Origin of the sequence: Streptomyces sp. (genome assembly GCF_035645055.1) — a bacterium.
Taxonomy (GTDB): Bacteria; Actinomycetota; Actinomycetes; order Streptomycetales; family Streptomycetaceae; genus Streptomyces.
This window is the reverse complement of the sequence record NZ_DASQNH010000098.1, coordinates 35,831-54,010: the sequence shown is the minus strand read 5'-3', so window position 1 is coordinate 54,010 and position 18,180 is coordinate 35,831. Positions and strand designations below refer to the sequence as shown.

The window sequence follows — 18,180 nt, the reverse complement described above, 5'->3', positions numbered from 1 at the left end:
ACGTGACTCCGCCACGCGGGCGCTCCGGCGCCTTGCGGTCGCACGCACCAGACGCCGCGTGGCCCGCGCCCTCGAGAGCAGCGTCCCTCACGCCGTACGCGCCACCCCCGCGTGCCGCTCCAGGAACTCGCACACCTCCGCCGCCCGCCGATGCGGCAGCAGAACCCGCGCCGTCCCGGCGAGCATCCGCTGCACCCGGGACGACTGCACCTGATCCAGCAGCCCCAGCACCCGCATCCCCGCCACCGCCGCCTCGTCCGGCCGCCCGCCGCGCGCGAGGTCGTCCGCCAGCTCGGCGGTGTACAGGGCGATGTTCCGCGTGAAGTGCGGATCCTGCAGCCGCGCCGCCCGCGCCGCGTGCCGCGCGGCCCGCCGCCAGTCGCCCAGCGTCGACCAGCACTGCGCCTCCAGACCCGCCAGCTCGGCCTCCCCGTAGAAGCTCATCCACTCGGGGTCGGCGTCCGAGGGGCCTCGCTCGAAGAGGGCCTGCGCGCGCGTGAGGGCCTGTTCGCAGCCCGCGCGGTCGGCGAGCCCCGCCCAGCCGCCCGCCTCGCGCAGCGCCAGCAGCGACATCAGCCGGGACGAGCCGAGGGGGCGCGCGATGCGCTGCGCGGCCTGCGCGGCGCGGACCGCCTCCCGTGGCCGCCCGGCGTCGCGGGCGAGGAACGCCGTGTTGCAGAAGGCGTGGGCCTCCAGCGCGCAGTCCCCGGTCATCCGCGCGGTCGCCAGTGCCTCCGCGTAGTGCGAGCGCGCGTCGTCGAACCGCCCGGAGTCGTGTGCCAGCCAGCCCACGGAAATGGCCAGTTCACCGGCGCCGGAGTGCAGCCGGTGGGCGGTCATCTGCCGGGTCGTGCCGGCGTCCAGCAGCGCGTAGGCGGCGCGCAGGGGGGCCGCCGCGCGCCGGTAGAGGCCGTCGGCGCCGTGCCGGTCGTCGAGCAGCCGGATCCGGCGGACGGCTTCTTCCAGGGCGGTCGCCTCGCTCGCCCCGACGCGGCGGACGGGGCGCTCCGCGGCCGTCACCTCCGGGGCGAGCCCGAGGGGGCCCAGCGAGGCGGCGGCGACCGTGACGCCTCCGCCGGTCATGAATGCGCGACGCAGCACGTCGCTCTCCTCGTAGTTGATGTGCGGGTCGTACGGGTACTGCGGGTCATACGGTTCAAACCCCGCGCGGATCTCACCGGTGGTGTGGGCGGGGCTCAGGTCGTGCACGGGGGGCGTGTCCTCGGTGAGGCGCGCGCCCCGGCCGCGGACGGACGAGCGGGGCGCGAATCCCAGATCGGTGAGCGTGCGGCCGGGGAACATGTGCAGGAACACCCGCTCGTACGCGTAGTTGGGGCAACGGATCTCGCCCGCCTCCACCCGGCCGATGTAACGCGCGTCACAGCTGACCTGCTCGCCGATCTCGCGGGCGGCCCGGCGTACCGCCGCCGCGAACTCCGCGGGCGAACGCCGGCCGCGCAGCCGCCGGAAGGCGAGATTCGGCCGCGGTGGCCGACTGGGCTGAGACGAGGTCACCGCTGACGACGTCATGGCCGGGTCCTCTCGTGCGAACCGTCGAACCATGCCGGATTCAAGCGAGTTGACCGAACTGCCCTGGTACTGGCTTTATTCGGTGTCAAGGCCTGTTTCCGGCGGGGAAGAACGTACCTGCTGTCGCGGGTTCGCCACGCTGTGTTTGGCTACAAACCGGATATCTCATCCCTGATCCGCCATGAACTGCCATCCTTTGTGGCGCACTTTCGCCGTAGCCGTTGACGCCCTGCCGCGTTGAGCACGATGGACCGGGAGCCGCCCGACTCCCGAACCGCTGGCGCAAGGAGGGGTTCCGTGGTGGAGGCCGGGATGGAGACCAGCCAGAGCATCGATCCGCGTACGCCGCAGCCGACGCCGCAGGCCGCGTGGGACCTGGTCACGGTGCCGGCCCGGCAGGGGCTGGAGGCGGTCGACATCCTGCGGCGCGGCGACGGCGACGGAGTCGGCCCCGTGCTGCACGACGACGACGGCGACACCCTGGGTTTCCTGGTCCCGCCGGGCACCGCGGCCGGCTGGGACGTCCCCGGCAGCACCTGCACCGGGACGAACGGCCGCGGACTGAGCCTGGTCCCCGCACCCCCGGCCCCCGGCGCACCGGGCACCCCGGAAACCGACGGCTCCGACGGCGCCGACGGCTCCGACTGCACCTGCTGGCTCCTCCCGCCCGGCGAGTCGGACCGGACGACCGACCCCGCGGTCCTGCGCCGGGCCCTGGGCGAGGCGGCCCGGATGCTCGAGGCGGCCGACAACTGCCGCTGACCCCGGAGCCCCGGGGCCCCGGGCGGGACCGCCGCCGACCGGGGGCGCCGCACCCGTCGTACGCCTGATAATGGCCGAATGGGAAAGTCCAGGAGCTCCCGGCGGGCGTCGGCCGCCGCCGACGCCGTCGTCGAGGCCGTCGACGGCGGGCGGGCGCAGCTGATACCCGACCGGGACCGGGCGCGGGCCTGGACGCTGCTGATCGACGGGGCGCCGCAGTCGCACGTCGATCTGGACGATCCGGCGTATCTGTCGTTCGACTACCAGCGGCGGCTCGGCCATGTCATCGACCTCGCCGCCCCGCCCGGCAAGCCGCTGACCGCCGTCCACCTCGGCGGCGGCGCCCTCACCCTGGCCCGCTACGTCGCCGCCACCCGCCCCCGCTCCACCCAGCAGGTCGTCGAGCGGGACGCGCGCCTCGTCCAACTGGTCCGCCGCGAACTGCCCCTGGCGCCGAACGCGCGGATCCGGGTGCGCTCCACGGACGCCCGGGAAGGGCTCGCCAAGGTGGCGGACGGCTGGGCCGACCTGGTCATCGCCGACGTCTTCAGCGGCGCCCGCACCCCCGCCCACCTGACCTCGACGGAGTTCCTGGACGAGGTCCGCAGGGCGCTGAAACCCGGCGGTCTCTACGCCGCCAATCTGGCCGACGGCCCGCCCCTCGCCCATCTGCGCGGCCAGATCGCCACCGCCGCCGCCCGGTTCGCCGAACTCGCGCTGGTCGCCGACGCGGCCGTGCTGCGCGGCAAGCGCTTCGGCAACGCCGTCCTCGTCGCCTCCGACCTGCCCCTGCCGATCGCCGAGCTGACCCGCCGGGCCGCCTCCGACCCGCACCCGGGCCGGGTCGAGCACGGCCGTCCGCTCACCGACTTCACCGGCGGGGCCGTCCCCGTGACCGACGCGGCGGCCGTCGACTCACCCGCGCCCCCGGCGTCCCTGTTCCACTGAGCCCCGAAGTCTGAGCCCCGAAGTCTGAGCCCGAAGTCTGAACCCCGAAGTCTCAGTACGTGCCGATCTCCACCCGCGGCGGCCCGTCGTGCCAGGTGCAGAACACCGACACCCGCTCGGCGCCCGAGCCGAACTCCACCCGGATCCATGTCTGGGTTTTCCACACCTGCATCGACCAGCCCGCCCCCGGCGTCGCCGACACCAGGGTCGCCGAGTGCTCGCCCAGGTCGAAGACGGCCCGGCCGCCCTCGGTGGTGTAGCTGCGGACTCGGCCGGAGGCGCTGGCGGAGGCCGAGGGGGACGCGCTCGGGCGGGCGGAGGGGGTGGGGGACGGGGGCGGCGCCGACGGGCCACCCGCCGAGGGGCCGGCGGTGTGTGCCGGCGCCGGGCGGTGGCTGCTCGCGGAGGTGGCCGGCGGCTCGTCCGGCGCGGCGGCCGGCTCGGCGGACACGACCGGCAGGGCGCGCGGCGGATCGTAGGCAGTGCCCGCCATCACGGAGTGGACGCCCCACCATGACAGCGTGGTCGCCGCGCCGGTGGCGAGCGTCCAGGCCAGTACGTGTACGACTCCTCTGGGCATCGCGGCCATACTGCACCACGGACGTCACTGCTGTCCCCCCGGTCACGCACAGCCGTTCGTCAGGACCGCGGGTTTTTCCACAGCCGTGGAGTTGTCCACAGGCCCCGGTCCGGGGTCGCCCGCATGGCGTACGGTGCGGCGCATGGCAAGTGTGCTCGTGGTCGAGGACGACCAGTTCGTACGCTCCGCGCTGATCCGGCACCTGACCGACGCCGCCCACACCGTGCGCAGTGTCGGCACGGCTCTGGAGGCGCTGCGCGAGGTCGCCCATCACCGTTTCGACGTGGTCGTCCTGGACCTCGGACTGCCCGATCTGGACGGGTCCGAGGCCCTGAAGATGCTGCGCGGCATCACCGACGTCCCGGTGATCATCGCCACCGCCCGGGACGACGAGACGGAGATCGTCCGGCTGCTCAACGCGGGCGCCGACGACTACCTGACCAAGCCGTTCTCCGTCGAGCACCTGTCCGCGCGGATGGCCGCCGTGCTGCGCCGCTCCCGGGCGGGCGGCGGGGAGGCCCCGGCCTCCCCGGTGTTGCGGGTCGGCGGGCTCACCGTGGACCCGCTGCGCCGCCAGGCCGAACTGGACGGCGTACGGCTGGACCTCACCCGCCGCGAGTTCGACCTGCTCGCCTTTCTGGCCGGCCGGCCCGGGGTGGTCGTGCCCCGCCGGGAACTGCTGGCGGAGGTGTGGCAGCAGTCCTACGGCGACGACCAGACCATCGACGTCCATCTGTCCTGGCTGCGCCGCAAGCTCGGCGAGACGGCGGCCCGCCCGCGCTATCTGCACACCCTGCGCGGAGTCGGCGTGAAGCTGGAGCCCCCGGCCGCGGAACCCCCCGCCCCGCGGCCCACGGCCACGGAGCCGTCGCGATGAGGTGGGCCCTGGTCAAGGTCTCGCTCGCGGTCACCGCGATGGTCGTGGTGGCGTTCGCGGTGCCGCTCGGGCTCGTCGTCAGGGAGATGGCCCGCGACCGCGCCTTCTCGAACGCCGAGCGGGACGCCGCCGAGATCGCCCCCGCGCTCTCCATCACCACCGACCGCGCCCAGCTCGAGCGGGTCGTCGCCGCCGCGGGCTCCGACGCCGGGATGGCCGTGCACATACCCGCGGCCGACGGCGGCGGCCCGGTCGAGATCGGCCGCCGGCGCGCCGCCGACGCGGACATCGCCGCCATCCGGAAGCTGGGCCGCGCCTCCACCGCCGAGGTGCCCGGCGGATCCGTGCTGCTCCAGCCGGTCGCGCTCAGCTCCGGGAAGTTCGCCGTCGTCGAGGTGTTCATCCCCGACACCGCCGTCTCCAAGGGCGTCGGCACCGCCTGGGCGGTGCTCGCGGGGGTGGGCCTCGCGCTGATCGTCGGGTCGGTCGCGGTCGCCGACCGGCTGGGCGTGCGGATGGTGCGGCCCGCGCGGCGCCTGGTGGAAGGGGCGTGCGAGCTGGGGGAGGGCAGGCTGGGCGCCCGGGTGCCCGAGGAGGGGCCGACCGAACTGCGGCTGGCGGCCGTGGCGTTCAACTCGATGGCCGACCAGGTCGTCCAGCTTCTCGCCAACGAGCGGGAGCTGGCCGCCGACCTCTCGCACCGGCTGCGCACCCCGCTGACCGTGCTGCGGCTGAACACCGCCTCGCTCGGGGACGGCCCGGCCGCCGAGCAGACCCGGGCCGCCGTGGCGCAGCTGGAGCGCGAGGTCGACACCATCATCCGCACCGCCCGCGAGGCAAAGCCGCAGACCGTCGCGGCCGGTCCGGGCGCCGGCTGCGACGCGGCCGAGGTGGTGCGCGAGCGGATGGCCTTCTGGTCGGCGCTCGCCGAGGACGAGGGCCGCACGGTGCGGCTGGCCGGGGTCGACCGGCCGGTGCGCGTACCCGTGGCCCGCGCCGACCTGGCCGCCGCGCTGGACGCGCTGCTCGGCAACGTCTTCCGGCACACCCCGGAGGGCACCGCCTTCGCGGTCGACGTGCACAACGGCGAGGACGCGGTGATCGTGCTGGTCTCGGACGCGGGGCCCGGAATACCCGACCCCGAGGCGGCGATGGCCCGCGGCCGGGGCTCCGGCAGCGATGGCTCGACCGGGCTGGGCCTGGACATCGTGCGCCGGCTCGCGGAGTCCACCGGCGGGGACGTACGGATCGGCTCCTCGGTGCTCGGCGGCACGGAGGTGCGGATCTGGATCCAGCTGGACGGGCGCGGGCCGGCGCGCGGAGGCCACCGCGGGGCGGTGCGCAGACGCCGTCCGCGCGGGAGGGTGCCGACCTTTAACCGGTCCCGATCCCTTCCTTAAGCCCACCCTAAGATCCTCAACTCCGCGCCATGAAAGGCGTTTTGCCCGGTCTGCGCTCGCTAGCGTGCTGCCGCACCCCACCCCCGTACCGTGAGGCAGACACGCGATGAGCACGCACCGCCGCAAGCTGAGCCGCAGGAACAAAGTGATCGGCGCGGCCCTCGCCCTCGCCGTCGCCGGTGGCGGCGGGCTGCTGCTGGCCGGCACGGCCCAGGCGGCCGGAGTCGGCGCCGCGTACACCAGGACCAGCGACTGGACGGGGGGTTACACCGCGCAGTACGTCGTCACGAACAACAGCGGCCAGGCCGAGCGGGACTGGACCCTCGCGTTCGATCTGCCGGCCGGGTCCCGGCTCGGCTCGCTGTGGAACGGGGAGTCCGGCGTCAGCGGGCAGCACGTCACCGTGAAGCCCCCGAAGTGGGACACGGACGGCCTGGCCGCCGGCGAGTCCGTCACCGTGGGCTTCGTCGTCACCGGCACCGGGGACCCCACCGGCTGCCGTATCGACGGGGCCGAGTGTTCCGCCGGCGGCGGCGCCACCCCCGAGCCGAGCGGTCGCCCGACCGGCACGGCGACCCCGGCCGGCACGGCGACCCCGGCCCCCACCCCGACGGCCACCGCGACCCAGAGCCCGGCCCCGGCTCCGACCCCGACGCCCTCGGAGAGCACCGGCAGCGGCACCCCGGCCACCGCCGGCTTCGCCCCGTACGTCGACACCTCCCTCTACCCGGCGTTCGACCTGGTCGCCGCCGCCGAGGCCACCGGCGTGAAGGACTACAACCTCGCCTTCGTCACCGACGGCGGCGGCTGCACCCCGAAGTGGGGCGGCGTCACCGACCTGGCGAGCGACGCGGTCGCCGCGCGGATCGGCGCCCTGCGCGCCAAGGGCGGCGACGTCCGGGTCTCCTTCGGCGGCGCGGCCGGCACCGAACTGGCCACCGCCTGCTCCTCGGCGGACGCGCTGGCGACGGCGTACGGGAAGGTCGTCGACGCGTACCGGCTGACCAAGGTCGATTTCGACGTCGAGGGCGGCGCGCTGCCGGACACCGCGGCCAACACCCGCCGCGCCCAGGCCATCGCCGGACTCCAGCGCCGCCACCCCGGCCTTGACGTCTCCTTCACCCTGCCCGTGATGCCCGAGGGCCTGACCCAGGCGGGCGTGAGCCTGCTGGCCGACGCCAAGAAGAACGGCGTGAAGATCCATACCGTCAACATCATGGCGATGGACTACGGCCCGGCGTACAGCGGCGACATGGGCACCTACGCCGAGCAGGCCGCCACCGCCGCCCAGGCCCAGATCAAAACCGTCCTCGGCCTGACCGACCGCGCCGCCTGGAAGACGGTCGCGGTCACCCCGATGATCGGCGTCAACGACGTGACCACCGAGATCTTCAAGGTCGACGACGCCACCCAGCTGGTGAACTTCGCCAAGGCCAAGGGGCTGGGCTGGCTGTCCATGTGGTCCGGCACCCGCGACAAGCAGTGCCCGGGCGGCGCGCAGAACCACGCCGACGCCACGTGCAGCTCGATCGTCCAGGACAAGTGGGCCTTCACCAAGGCGTTCGCCGCCTACAAGTGACCCGGCCGGGGCCGCGTGACAGGCGGGGCGCGACACCCCCACAGTGTCGCGCCCCGCTCCCCCTTTCCCAGGGTCATGGGCCGGAGGTCAGGCGACCTCCTCCACCGCCGGCGGCAGCGCCCCGGAGCGCGCCACCTGGCCGTACCACAGGGCGCTCGACTTCGGCGTCCGCTCCAGGGTGGTGTAGTCGACGTACACGGCGCCGAAGCGCTTGCCGTAGCCGTACGCCCACTCGAAGTTGTCCATCAGGGACCACAGGTAGTAGCCGCGGACGTCGGCGCCGTCGGCGATCGCCCGGCGCACCGCCGAGAGGTGACCGTGCAGATAGGCGATCCGCTCGGGGTCGTGGACGCGGCCGTCCGCGTCGGGCTTGTCGTCGTAGGCCGCCCCGTTCTCCGTGATGTACAGCGGCAGCCCCGGGGCCTCCCGGGTGTAGCGCATGATCAGCTCGTGCAGACCGGTCGGGTCGATGGTCCAGCCCATCTCGGTGCGCTCACCCGGCGTCTGGTGGAACGCCACGTCCTCCGCGGCCGGCCACGGCGAGTGCTCGCTCGACCCGTGCCCGTCGGCCCGCGGCCCGCTCGCCGCCGGGTCCGCCGCGCCGACCAGGGTCGGCGTGTAGTAGTTGAGGCCCAGCGCGTCCAGCGGCTGGTTGATGATCGCCAGGTCGCCGTCCTGGACGTACGACCAGTCGGTCAGGGACGCGGTGGCGTCGAACAGGCTCTGCGGGTAGGCGCCGTGCAGGATCGGGCCGTGGAAGACGCCGTTGGCCAGGTCGTCGATCTTCCGCGCCGCCGCCAGGTCCGCCGGGTCCTGCGACACCGGGCGCACGACCGAGGAGTTGAGGGAGAGCGCCACCGAGTTGCGGGCGGGCATCACCGAGCGCAGCGCCGTGGCGCCGAGGCCGTGCGCCAGGTTGAGGTGGTGCGCGGCGCGCAGGGTCGCCGCCGGTTCGGTGCGGCCGGGGGCGTGGACGCCGGAGCCGTAGCCGAGGAAGGCGCTGCACCACGGCTCGTTCAGGGTGATCCACTGCTCCACCCGGTCGCCGAGCGCCTCGCCGACGATCTGCGCGTACTCGGCGAAGCGGTGGGCGGTGTCGCGCTCCGGCCAGCCGCCCGCGTCCTCCAGCTCCTGCGGCAGGTCCCAGTGGTAGAGGGTGACGGCCGGCTTGATGCCGTGCGCGAGCAGCTCGTCGACCAGGCGGCGGTAGAAGTCCAGGCCGACCTGGACGGCGGGGCCGCGGCCGGTGGGCTGCACCCGGGACCAGGAGACCGAGAAGCGGTACGCGGTCAGGCCCAGCTCCGCCATCATGGCCACGTCGTCGCGGAAGCGGTGGTAGTGGTCGACGGCGATGTCACCGGTGTCGCCGCCGGCCGTCTTGCCCGGCGTATGGCTGAAGGTGTCCCAGATCGACGGCGTCCGGCCGTCCTCGCGGACCGCGCCCTCGATCTGGTAGGCGGAGGTGGCCGCGCCCCAGAGGAAGGCCGGGGGGAAGGTGTCGGAGGTGGCCGGGGTCACCGGAATCACGGGCTCAGGCATGGAAGCGCTCCCAGGGGTCGTGGAGACCGACGTAGAAACAGGGAAAGGGGGAGGGGAGGGAAAGGGAAGGGCAGAGGGATGTCAGGGGCCGAGGCGGCGGTGACCCGGCCCCCGGGGAGAAGCGGGGCGTGAGAGGTGCGGGTGCGCAGCAGGCGCGAGAAGCGGGGCGTCAGCCCTTGACCGCGCCCTGCATGATGCCGCCCACGATCTGCTTGCCGAAGATCGCGAAGACCAGCAGCAGCGGCAGGGTGCCCAGCAGCGCGCCCGCCATGATCAGGGACTGGTCGGGGGTGTAGCCGCGGCCCAGGCCCGCCACGGCGACCTGCACCGTGGGGTTGCCGGTCTGGGTGAGCACCAGGAACGGCCACAGGAAGTCGTTCCACGTCTGCACGAACATCAGCATGCCCAGCACGGCCATCGCGGGCCGCGCCGCCGGGAACACCACGTGCCACACCACGCGCCAGCTGCTCGCGCCGTCCATCCGGGCGGCCTCGATGATCTCGTCGGGCAGCGCCTGGATCAGGTACTGCCGCATGAAGAACACACCGAACGCGCTGACCAGCGACGGGAAGATCACCGCCTGGAGCTGGTCGGTCCAGTCCAGTTTGGCGACCATCATGTACAGCGGGATCACGCTGAGCTGCGGCGGCACCATCATCGTGCCGATGACGATCAGCATCAGCGCGCCTCGGCCCTTGAAGCGCAGCTTGGCGAAGGCGAACCCGGCGATCGTCGACAGGAAGACGATGGTGGCCGCCGAGATCCCCGCCACGATGGTGGTGTTGAGGAACGCCTCGCCCAGGTTGGCGTCCGTCCAGGCCAGTTCGAGGTTGTCGAAGAGGTTGGCGCCGAACCAGAACGGCGGCGGGGTCTGCGCCAGCCGGTTGTTGTCGCGGGAGGCGGCGATCGCCGTCCACACCAGCGGGAACAGCGAGCCGATGGTGAACAGGGCGAGCACCACGTACGCGACGGGGCCGGCGTGCAACTGCCCGCCGGCGCGCGCGGCCCGGGGCCGGCGCGAGCGTTTCGGCGCCTTCTCGGTCCGGTCCGGATCCGGGGGAGTCAGTGTCGTCGTCACGGCCGGTTCTCCTAACTACTGGCGCGCAGCCGGCGCGAGATGACGTAGTTGACGATCCCGATCAGGATGAGGATCAGGAACATCGTCCAGGCGATGGCGGAGGCCCGGCCGAGGTGCTGGTTCACCCAGCCCTGCTCGTACAGGTACAGGCCGAGCGTCTGGAACTGGTGCTGGGATCCGCCGGAGGCGCCCTTGTTCGCGTCGAACAGCAGCGGCTCGCCGAACAGCTGCGAGGCGCCGATCGTGGAGACGACGGTGGTGAACAGGATGGTCGGCCGCAGCGAGGGCAGCGTGACGTGGAAGAACTGCTGCCAGCGGTTGGCGCCGTCCAGTGCCGCCGACTCGTACAGGTCCTGCGGGATCGCCTGCATCGCCGCGAGATAGATCAGCGCGTTGTAGCCGGTCCAGCGCCAGATCACGATCGTCGACACGGCGACCTGGGAGGCCCAGGTCTCGTTCTGCCAGTCGATGTTGTCGACGCCGACCAGGCCGAGCGCCCAGTTGATCATGCCGTAATCGCGGCCGAAGAGCAGCACGAAGACCAGCGAGGCCGCGGCGATCGAGGTCGCGTACGGCGCGAGCATCGCGACGCGGTAGAAGGTCGAGGCGCGCAGCTTGTAGTTGAGGATGTGGGCCAGGCCCATCGCCATCAGCAGCTGCGGGACGGTGGAGATGATGCCGATGGTCAGGGTGTTCTGCGCCGCGTTCCAGAAGAACTCGTCGTCGAAGATCCGGGTGTAGTTGCGCAGGCCCACCCAGTCCATGTCGGTGGGCGCGGTCAGTTCCACCTTGTGCAGCGAGGCCCAGCCCGTGTAGACGAGCGGGAACAGGCCGAACGCCACGAACAGCAGGAAGAACGGGGAGACGAACGCGTACGGGCTCCAGCGCACGTCCCGCTGCCAGCGGCGGGACAGCCGGGCCCGGTGGCGGCGCTCCTTCTCCACGGCGGCGGGATCGCCGGGCGGGCGGCCCGGGGCCGCGCCCCCCTCGGTGGAGGGGGACGCGGCGGTGGTGTCGTGCCCAGTGGTCATACGGGTCACTGGTCCAGGTTGTTGTCGATGGTCTTCACGGCGTTCTCCCAGGCCTCCTCGGGCGACTTGCCCTGGGCGACCAGGATGACGCCGTTGTCGGTGAGGCCCTGCTGGATGATCTGGTCCTTCGGGCCGATCACCTGGACCGGGGCGTTCTTGGCCGCCTCCGCGAAGATCTCGCCGATCGGGGCGTCACCCGTCATGTCGTTCTTGGCGCTGGTGACCTCGGGCATCGTGTACGCGGCCGGGGTGCTCGGGAAGCTGCCCTGCACCTTGAACAGCTTGGCCTGCTGCTCGGGCGCGGTCAGCCAGGCGGCCAGCTTCGCGGCCTCCTCGGTGTTCTTGCCCGCCTTGGGCACGGACAGGAAGGAGCCGCCCCAGTTGCCGGACTTCGGGGCCGCGGCCACGTCCCACTTGCCCTTGGCGTCCGGCTTCGACTTGCCCTTGATGTAGCCGAGCATCCACGGCGGGCAGGACATCGCGGCGAACTTGCTGTTGGCGATGGTGGTGTCCCAGGCGGGCTGGAACTGGGTCTGGTTGCCGACCAGCCCGTCCTCGGCCGCCTGGGCGGTGAGGTCGAAGGCGGCCTTCACGGCCGGGTTCTCCTTGTAGACGACCTTGCCGGAGGCGTCGTAGAACCGCTCGGTCTCGCTGCTGAGGATCGCGTTGATCAGACCGCCGGGGGAGTCCATGAAGGTGGTGCCCTTGGGCGCCTTCTTCTGGTAGTCACGGCCGACGTCGACGAACTTCTTCCAGTCGCCCGCCCACAGCTTGGCGACCTCCTCGCGGTCGGTGGGCAGTCCGGCCTGCTCGAAGAGGTCCTTGCGGTAGCAGACCGCCATCGGGCCGACGTCGGTGCCGAGGCCGACCGTCGTGCCGTCCTTGGTGGTGGCCTGCTGCCACTTCCACTCCAGGTAGTCGCTCTTCTTGCCGTACTTCGACAGGTCGAGCAGCTTGTCGGACTGGGTGGCGACGACCTCGGCGATGTTGCCGACTTCGACGCCCTGGATGTCCATCAGACCGCTGTTGGTGGTCAGGTGGTTGACGAGCGCGGGGTAGTAGTTCTCGTTGCGCTCGACGACGTTCTCTTTGATCACGATGTCGGGGTTGAGCTTCATGTACTCGTCGTAGAGCCCGGCCTCCTTGAAGCCGAACGTGCCGAAGAGTCCCAGGGTGACGGTGGTCTTGCCGCTGCCGTCGCCGCCGTTCGACGAGCCCGACTCGTTGTCGCCGTCGTCGGCACAGCCGGCCAGCAGCCCGGTGCCCAGCGCCGCTACGGCCGCGAGGACGACCGCCTTGCGGACGATGGGGGTCCCCCCTGCTCGAGCGAAGCCGAGAGCTCGGGGGAGGGTGGATGCTCGCATTGGGTCCTCCAGTTGCCCTGACGTGCCGACCCCCCGGCCAGAATTGCTTGGTTGGCCCCGTTGTGCCTGAAGCTCTGTGGGTGTTGCGTGGTGCGGTGTGGCGCTGCGGCTCGGGCGGGGAACGTGCGGGTTGTGTATGTGCCAGGTAGTGTGGGAGCGCTCCCATCGGTGATGTGTTGAAGGTTCGTGGGTTGGAGCGGGGGTGTCAAGGGAGCGGACGCGGAGATCTGCGTTCAGTTATCGGCCTGTTAACTGGAACCCGTAGGGCGGGATCGCCCGTGGTCGCTCGGCGCCAGATGGCCGCGGCACTGTTAGATTCCAGGCCAACGGGTGTACGAGGGAGGGCGAGGCCCATGGCAAGCCACGGAGCGCGGGGCCGCAGCGGCGGCCGGCCGACTCTGGAGGAGGTCGCCGCACGCGCCGGGGTCGGCCGCGGCACGGTCTCCCGGGTGATCAACGGCTCCCCCCGGGTCAGCGACGCGACCCGCGCGGCGGTGGAGGCGGCGGTCGCCGAGCTGGGCTACGTCCCGAACACGGCCGCCCGCGCCCTCGCCGCGAACCGCACCGACGCGATCGCGCTGGTGGTGCCCGAGCCGGAGACCCGCTTCTTCGCCGAGCCCTACTTCTCCGACATGCTGCGCGGCGTCGGCGCCGAGATCTCGGACACCGAGATGCAGCTGTTGCTGATCTTCGCGGGCAGTGACCGCGAGCGCCAACGGCTCGCCCAGTACCTCGCCGCGCACCGCGTCGACGGTGTCCTGCTGGTCTCCGTCCACGCCGACGACCCCCTCCCGGACCTCATCGCCCAGCTGGAGATCCCCGCGGTGATCAGCGGCCCGCGCTCGGCGGCGGAGACCCTGCCGTCCGTCGACTCGGACAACTACGGCGGAGCGCGCTCGGCCGTCGAGCACCTCCTGGCTCACGGCCGCCGCCGAATAGCGCACATCACCGGCCGCCTCGACGTCTACGGCGCCCAGCGCCGCATCGACGGCTTCCGCGACGCGCTCACCGACGCCGGCCACGAGGTCGACGAAGGCATGATCGAGGCGGGCGACTTCACGGAGGAGGGCGGCCGCCGGGCGATGGCCGAGCTGCTGTCCCGCCGCCCCGACCTGGACGCGGTCTTCGCGGCCTCCGACGTCACGGCGGCGGGCGCCCGCCACGCCCTGCGTGAGGCGGGCCGCCGCATCCCCGACGACGTGGCCCTGGTCGGCTACGACGACTCGGCGATCGCCCGCCACATGGACCCGCCCCTGACCAGCGTCCGCCAGCCGATAGAGGAGATGGGCCGCCGCATGATCGACCTCCTCCTCACCGAGATCGCGGACCGCCGCCCGGCGGTGTCACGGGGTCTGGAGCGGCGACAGGTGGTGCTGGCCACGGACCTGGTGGTGCGGGCGTCGTCCTGAGGGGGGCTCACCGCAGACGCCGCATCGGGTGGGGGTTCCGGATCTCCGCGTTGCAGTCGGACACCCGCGAGTGGCCCCCCCACGCGGCGGCCTCGGTGCGCTGCCTGACGAGGGCCTGGCACACCCCGCACTCCGGCGGCGGTGCCGGCAGACCGAGGTCGAGCGGTCGTTCCTGGAGGCTCATGGCCTGCTCCCGCCCCCCGACCGCGCTGCGCGCCGGTAAGCGGCGTACAGCCCGTCGGCGGTCGCGCACGCCAGGCGGGCGTCGGCCGTACAACGCAATCAGCCGGTGACCCTCTTCCGAGGGTCACCGGCTGATTACTCAGGGTGAGTGACGGGACTCGAACCCGCGGCATCCTGGACCACAACCAGGTGCTCTACCAGCTGAGCTACACCCACCATGACCGGCGATGGACTTTGTCGTTTCCCCGACCGGCCGAGAAAAAGTGTACAGGGTCCGAAGGGGTGCTCGCGCACACGTTTCGCGGCGCCCCTCCCGACGGCCTCGGTCAGCCCTGCTGCGCAGGGAGAACGTGCTTGGCGGCGATCGCTTTCGCGGTGTCCGAGTCGGGTCCGGGCTGCGGGACGAAGATGGCCTCGCGGTAGTAACGCAGCTCGGCGATGGACTCGCGGATGTCGGCGAGGGCGCGGTGGTTGCCGTTCTTCTCCGGGCTGTTGAAGTAGGCCCTGGGGTACCAGCGGCGCGCCAGTTCCTTGACCGACGACACGTCGACGATCCGGTAGTGGAGGTAGTCCTCCAGAGTCGGCATGTCGCGGAGCAGGAAGCCGCGGTCCGTGCCGACGGAGTTGCCGCACAGCGGGGCCTTGCCCGGTTCCTTGACGTGCTCGCGTACGTACGCCAGGACCTGCTCCTCGGCGTCCGCGAGGGTCGTGCCGTTCGCCAGTTCGGCGAGCAGCCCGGACGCGGTGTGCATCTCCCGCACCACCTCCGGCATCGTCTCCAGCGCCCGGTCCGGCGGCCGGATGACGATGTCCACGCCCTCGCCGAGCACGTTCAGCTCCGAGTCGGTGACGAGGGCGGCTACCTCGATGAGCGCGTCGTCCGACAGCGAGAGGCCGGTCATCTCGCAGTCGATCCACACCATGCGATCGTTCATGCGTCCACATTACGGCCGGGGGCCGGGGGTGGATCCCCCGCGTACCGGCTCCGGGCGCCCCGGAGAACGCCGTGGGGCCACGAGGAGGTTCCTCGTGGCCCCACGGCGCGGTCACCCGCTCACGTTCCGCTGCGCTGCCCCGGGAGTCCGGCGCGCGAGCCCACGTAGGCGTCCCGGTGGTCCAGGGACCCCCCGGCGCCGACGGCGCTCGCGGCCGCCGTGCGGCGGGCCTGGAGCGGGACCGGGTGGTCCTGGTGGTGCGCGGCGGCGGCGTGCCCGCCCTGGCCCGGCTGGCCGACTCCGCCCGGACCCGGCTGCCCGGGGCCCGCGCCCAGCCCGGCCGGGCTCGACGTCGGTGTCGCCTCGGGGTCGGCCGGCCGTTCACCCTGTGGCCGGCGCGCCCGGTACGCGGCCCGGTACGCCGCCGGGGACGAGCCCAGCTGACGGCGGAAGTGGCCGCGCAGCGCGACGGGGGAGCGGAAGCCGCAGCGGCCCGCCACCTCGTCCACCGAGTAGTCCGACGTCTCCAGCAGCCGCTGCGCCTGGAGCACCCGCTGGGTGATCAGCCACTGAAGCGGCGCGCTCCCGGTGAGGGAGCGGAAACGGCGGTCGAAGGTGCGTCGGCTCATGTACGCGCGTGCCGCCAGCGTCTCCACGTCGAACTGCTCGTGGAGGTGTTCCAGCGCCCAGGCGACGACCTCGGCGAGCGGGTCGGCGCCGATCTCCTCCGGTAAAGACCGATCGAGGTAGCGCTCCTGGCCGCCCGACCGGCGCGGCGGGACCACCAGGCGGCGGGCCAGCGCGCCGGCCGCCTCGTTGCCGTGGTCCGTCCGCACGATGTGGAGACAGAGATCGATTCCGGCCGCGGTGCCCGCCGATGTCAGGACGTCCCCGTCGTCGACGAAGAGTTCGCGCGGATCCACGTGCACCGACGGGTAGCGCTTGGCCAGCGTCGGCGCGTACATCCAGTGGGTGGTCGCGGGGCGGCCGTCCAGCAGGCCCGCCGCCGCGAGGACGAAGGCGCCGGTGCACAGCCCGACGATGCGGGCGCCTTCCTCGTGCGCCCGGCGCAGTGCGTCGAGCGCTTCCTCCGGTGGCGGTGAGGTGATCGACCGCCAGGCCGGCACGACGACCGTGCCTGCCCGCGAGATCGCCTCCAGGCCATGCGGTGCGGTGAGTTCCAGGCCCCCTGTGGTCCGCAGCGGGCCGTCCTCGCCGCCGCACACCAGTAGTCGGTAGCGTGGCACGCCGGCGTCCTGGCGGTCGATCCCGAACACCGACAGCGGTATGGAACTCTCGAAGATGGGGCCGCCGCTGAACAGCAGCACCGCGACGATCTCCTTGCGGCGTCGCCCGGAGAGCTTCCGGGCCGCAGCGTCCGGCGCGGCAGTGGAGTCGTGGCTCATCCTGCTAAGCCCCCCTCGGTGGTCGCGGCTCCTCGGTTGTGTCGCTCCTGCACGTTTCCCCTCGGTCCTGCACGAGTCCCCCGCCGTAAGACAAATCAAGATCAAATCTACTGCGTCACGCCGTACCGGGATGGCCAGTTCGCTACCCGGCGCATTGTCGACTTGGCAACTTGGCGTAAAGCATTCGATCACGAAGGGTTGCACTCGTGGGCCGTGCAGGGAAGTGCGCCTCGTCGCAGTGGCCAAACCGCGTAGGGTGCGGACCTCACTGGAGACCCTTTCCGTGCAGGTCAAACGGGGGGTGGGGGGTGTTCCGGACGGGTGATGCACGGCATCCAGAAGTTGGCTGAAAAGATACGGGCGCGTGCGCGGAAACCGGTCAACCGGCCGGTGTATTTCCCCGGCCGCCGGACCTACCGCCGGACCGTGCGCCCGGACGCCCGCCCGAGCGCTCCCCGCGATGCGCCCCCGAACCCGTCCGCTGATGCCGGCCGCGGTGCGGAGCGCGCTCCTCCGCCAGCAGCCGGGCCGCGCCGCGCTCCGACTGCCGCAGCAGCAGGCGGCAGACGGCCGTGACGGCCGCGAGGCCGAGGGCGGTGCCCGCCGCCCCGGCCGGCGAGGTGCCGTACCACAGGAGTACCACCGGGACGAGGACACAGCTGAAGGCCGCCCAGCGGACGACCTCGGCCGCGCTGTCCGGCCCGGACCGTGAGGACATGGGTGTGCTCCCTGCGACGCTCCCTGGAGGTGTTGCAGGGGGTTCAACGGCGCTGTGGCCGGTCGGTCACCTGGCCGTGGCCTGAATCCTGCGCAAACCGCCTGTACGGGGCAGCAACCATTGCGTTACGGGCGCCCCCTCGTGCATGCTCCGGTGAACCGCCACGGACGGTGCGCGGGATCTGGGCTAAGGAGGCGTGCCGCCGTACCCTTGGGGGTATGGGGTTGGGAAGATGATTCCCGGACACAGCTCCGCCGCACACTGTCGTCCCCCAACAAGGATCACAACGCCGAGACAGCCATGGCCGGTCACGACTTCTTCGAACCCGCGGACCGCAAGCGGCCCGTCGCCGATCCCACGGCGGCCGAGCCCCTGGCGGCGGAAGAGCCTCGCCATTCGTGCGACCCCGCCTTCAAGCATGGCGTCGTCGTCGGCTTCGACGGCTCGATGTCCAGTGAGCGCGCCCTCGCGTACGCGATCGGCATGGCGCAGCGCTCCGGCTCGGGGCTGATCATCGTCCATGTGGCCAACCGGCTGCCCACCACGGTGTGGGCGGGCTGCGAGCCGCCGGTCTTCGTCGATGTGCCGGACCACCGCACCGAGGTGCTGGGGCTGGAACTGGCGTGTGCGGACTATCTCGCCGAGGTCCCCTGGATCCTGGTCGAGCGCGGCGGCGACATCTGTCACGAACTCGAAGAAGTGGGGCGGGAGTACGAGGCGGACGCCATCGTCGTCGGCTCCACACACGGTGTCGTCGGCCGGATCTTCGGCTCGGTCGCCGGGCGGCTCGCCAAGCGGGCGAAGCGCCCCGTGGTGGTCATTCCCTGACTCGCTCCCCGGC

General features: G+C 72.4%; 17 protein-coding genes and 1 tRNA gene. 7 read left to right on the top strand and 11 right to left on the bottom strand.

The genetic code is table 11. From position 1 onward, the window contains the following. Positions 1-87 precede the first annotated feature (87 nt). Positions 88-1,530 carry a hypothetical protein gene (locus tag VE614_RS31635; protein WP_324945099.1) on the bottom strand — a complete coding sequence of 481 codons (1,443 nt, stop codon included), beginning with the start codon at positions 1,528-1,530 and terminating at the stop codon, positions 88-90. Positions 1,531-1,827: 297 nt separating this feature from the next. Here VE614_RS31635 and VE614_RS31630 point away from each other — a divergent pair, with 297 nt between their 5' ends. Both VE614_RS31630 and VE614_RS31625 read left to right on the top strand, forming a co-directional pair. After that, positions 1,828-2,292, top strand: coding sequence for a hypothetical protein (locus VE614_RS31630; RefSeq protein WP_324945096.1), 465 nt, complete (start codon positions 1,828-1,830; stop codon positions 2,290-2,292). Positions 2,293-2,370: 78 nt separating this feature from the next. Continuing rightward, positions 2,371-3,240 (top strand): fused MFS/spermidine synthase, encoded by an 870-nt coding sequence (locus VE614_RS31625; RefSeq protein WP_324945093.1) that lies wholly within the window; start codon positions 2,371-2,373, stop codon positions 3,238-3,240. Between the two features lie 52 nt (positions 3,241-3,292). Here the strand turns inward: VE614_RS31625 and VE614_RS31620 are convergent, their stop codons facing one another. Next, on the bottom strand, positions 3,293-3,820 hold the full coding sequence (locus tag VE614_RS31620) for a hypothetical protein (protein WP_324945090.1): 528 nt from the start codon (positions 3,818-3,820) through the stop codon (positions 3,293-3,295). Positions 3,821-3,962: 142 nt separating this feature from the next. On the opposite strand from VE614_RS31620, the gene VE614_RS31615 reads away from it, so the two are divergent. From VE614_RS31615 to VE614_RS31605, 3 genes are all read left to right on the top strand, one after another. Beyond that, positions 3,963-4,697 carry a response regulator transcription factor gene (locus VE614_RS31615; protein ID WP_324945086.1) on the top strand — a complete coding sequence of 245 codons (735 nt, stop codon included), beginning with the start codon at positions 3,963-3,965 and terminating at the stop codon, positions 4,695-4,697. Continuing rightward, a complete protein-coding gene (locus tag VE614_RS31610; protein ID WP_324945083.1) occupies positions 4,694-6,097 on the top strand; it encodes a HAMP domain-containing sensor histidine kinase in 1,404 nt (467 codons plus the stop codon). Before VE614_RS31615 ends, VE614_RS31610 begins: the two co-directional genes overlap by 4 nt. A gap of 106 nt (positions 6,098-6,203) precedes the next feature. Beyond that, positions 6,204-7,676 (top strand): cellulose binding domain-containing protein, encoded by a 1,473-nt coding sequence (locus tag VE614_RS31605; protein WP_324945080.1) that lies wholly within the window; start codon positions 6,204-6,206, stop codon positions 7,674-7,676. A gap of 87 nt (positions 7,677-7,763) precedes the next feature. Here VE614_RS31605 and VE614_RS31600 read toward each other — a convergent pair whose 3' ends face one another. The 4 genes from VE614_RS31600 to VE614_RS31585 form a co-directional block, all read right to left on the bottom strand. Beyond that, positions 7,764-9,215 carry a GH1 family beta-glucosidase gene (locus tag VE614_RS31600; protein ID WP_324945077.1) on the bottom strand — a complete coding sequence of 484 codons (1,452 nt, stop codon included), beginning with the start codon at positions 9,213-9,215 and terminating at the stop codon, positions 7,764-7,766. A gap of 169 nt (positions 9,216-9,384) precedes the next feature. After that, positions 9,385-10,293, bottom strand: coding sequence for a carbohydrate ABC transporter permease (locus tag VE614_RS31595; protein WP_324945074.1), 909 nt, complete (start codon positions 10,291-10,293; stop codon positions 9,385-9,387). Between the two features lie 11 nt (positions 10,294-10,304). Next, positions 10,305-11,324 (bottom strand): sugar ABC transporter permease, encoded by a 1,020-nt coding sequence (locus tag VE614_RS31590; RefSeq protein ID WP_324945071.1) that lies wholly within the window; start codon positions 11,322-11,324, stop codon positions 10,305-10,307. Between the two features lie 5 nt (positions 11,325-11,329). After that, complete coding sequence (locus VE614_RS31585; protein ID WP_324945068.1) at positions 11,330-12,688, bottom strand: ABC transporter substrate-binding protein; 1,359 nt, start codon at positions 12,686-12,688, stop codon at positions 11,330-11,332. A gap of 353 nt (positions 12,689-13,041) precedes the next feature. On the opposite strand from VE614_RS31585, the gene VE614_RS31580 reads away from it, so the two are divergent. Next, positions 13,042-14,097 (top strand): LacI family DNA-binding transcriptional regulator, encoded by a 1,056-nt coding sequence (locus VE614_RS31580; protein ID WP_324945065.1) that lies wholly within the window; start codon positions 13,042-13,044, stop codon positions 14,095-14,097. Between the two features lie 7 nt (positions 14,098-14,104). Here the strand turns inward: VE614_RS31580 and VE614_RS31575 are convergent, their stop codons facing one another. The 5 genes from VE614_RS31575 to VE614_RS31555 form a co-directional block, all read right to left on the bottom strand. Next, positions 14,105-14,281, bottom strand: coding sequence for a hypothetical protein (locus tag VE614_RS31575; RefSeq protein WP_324945062.1), 177 nt, complete (start codon positions 14,279-14,281; stop codon positions 14,105-14,107). Between the two features lie 142 nt (positions 14,282-14,423). Then, positions 14,424-14,496, bottom strand: a tRNA-His gene (locus VE614_RS31570). A 110-nt stretch (positions 14,497-14,606) separates the two neighbouring features. Further along, the gene (gene orn, locus VE614_RS31565; RefSeq protein ID WP_324945059.1) at positions 14,607-15,215 is read right to left on the bottom strand and encodes an oligoribonuclease; all 609 of its coding nucleotides are present in this window, start codon (positions 15,213-15,215) and stop codon (positions 14,607-14,609) included. Positions 15,216-15,334: 119 nt separating this feature from the next. Beyond that, on the bottom strand, positions 15,335-16,621 hold the full coding sequence (locus VE614_RS31560; protein ID WP_324945056.1) for a helix-turn-helix domain-containing protein: 1,287 nt from the start codon (positions 16,619-16,621) through the stop codon (positions 15,335-15,337). Between the two features lie 379 nt (positions 16,622-17,000). Then, positions 17,001-17,339: a hypothetical protein gene (locus VE614_RS31555; protein ID WP_324945053.1), complete on the bottom strand. Its 339-nt coding sequence runs from the start codon at positions 17,337-17,339 to the stop codon at positions 17,001-17,003. Between the two features lie 300 nt (positions 17,340-17,639). Between VE614_RS31555 and VE614_RS31550 the strand changes: the two genes are divergently transcribed. After that, positions 17,640-18,167: a universal stress protein gene (locus tag VE614_RS31550; RefSeq protein WP_086167606.1), complete on the top strand. Its 528-nt coding sequence runs from the start codon at positions 17,640-17,642 to the stop codon at positions 18,165-18,167. Positions 18,168-18,180 lie beyond the last annotated feature (13 nt).